Source organism: Pseudomonas sp. ACN5, from assembly GCF_002303975.1.
Taxonomy (GTDB): domain Bacteria; phylum Pseudomonadota; class Gammaproteobacteria; order Pseudomonadales; family Pseudomonadaceae; genus Aquipseudomonas; species Aquipseudomonas laurylsulfatiphila.
This window is the reverse complement of the sequence record NZ_MRCP01000042.1, coordinates 1-1096: the sequence shown is the minus strand read 5'-3', so window position 1 is coordinate 1096 and position 1096 is coordinate 1. Positions and strand designations below refer to the sequence as shown.

Genomic DNA, 1096 nt, shown 5'->3' with positions numbered 1-1096 from the left:
TGTGGGAGATTCTATGGTTGAGGGGAAGCCCTCAACCGGCTTTGGGTTGATATTCGCTCTGTCCTTTCAGCAGGGCGAATACGACCCGAGCAAGCTTGCGAGCCAGTATCACCAGCGCCTGAGTGGTGCTGAAGCCTCGAGCTCTTTGATCTTCATAAAAGCCTTTCCAGGCTGGCGTACGGCTGGCCGACATGGCTGCGTTGTGCAGAAGCCGGCGAGCTTCCGGGTCACCTCGCTTGGTCAAGCTCCGACGACCGTCTTTTTGACCTGACTTCGAAACCCGCAAATCCATTCCCAGAAAGGCAATAAAGGCATCTGCATTTCTGAAGTCGCCCCGCTGAAACGCCGTGAGCAAGCGGGCTCCGGTCAGAAATCCAATGCCTTCAACTTTCAGGCAACGCCTCAACTGACCGAGCAAACCGGCTTCTTTCAGATGATCATTAATCGTCTTTTCAACCAGCGCTTCAAGCTGCTGCATGGCTTTCACTTGCGCGGCGAAGGCAGATTTCAGCAGCGGCTCATTCGCCCAGCTTTGCACCAGGCCGACTCGCGCCTGAACCAAGGCTGCGCGACGACGAAAAAGGCTCAAGAGCTGGCGGTACAGCGGTGATGGCGGGGTCCACGGATGAAGGTCATCACCTTCGTTCTTCAGATAGCGAGCAAGCAGCCTGGCATCCAGCGCATCGGTTTTGGCGCGGACATTCACCCCTTTGCGGTAATGGCTAAGTTCATAGCCACCCACCATGTAAATCGTGCAACCGGCCTCGTAAGCCAGATCGGCGAACTCCAGGTGATAGATGTTGGTCGACTCAATGGCTACAGCAACGGGCCCCGACAAGACCTTCAGCCACTTTTGGATGGCTGCCTTGTTGTTGGGAATCGCTTCAAGCAGGTCAAGCTCGGCGTGATAGATCATCAATTCGTTCTTGGCGACATCCACGCCCACGATCGGCTTTGTGACAGAAACCGGCATTGCCATTGGATTTCCTCCGGGATATGGTTTTGAGCACTTGAAGGGCTCACCCAGAGGCGCAGGCTTGTTCCTATCGTCGGTCTAGCCAGATGCATTCTTTATCGGCGCTTGGGTGAAAGGAGG

1 protein-coding gene is annotated in these 1096 nt (G+C 55.4%); it reads right to left on the bottom strand.

Going from position 1 to position 1096, the window contains the following annotated elements; translation table 11 throughout:
* Positions 1-31 precede the first annotated feature (31 nt).
* Complete coding sequence (locus BSF40_RS31305; protein WP_095968276.1) at positions 32-979, bottom strand: transposase; 948 nt, start codon at positions 977-979, stop codon at positions 32-34.
* Between the last annotated feature and the right edge of the window lie 117 nt (positions 980-1096).

Bases quoted from the DNA above. Each gene is read 5' to 3' on its own strand.
- BSF40_RS31305 (WP_095968276.1), bottom strand. From the start codon at position 979: ATGGCAATGCCGGTTTCTGTCACAAAGCCGATCGTGGGCGTGGATGTC.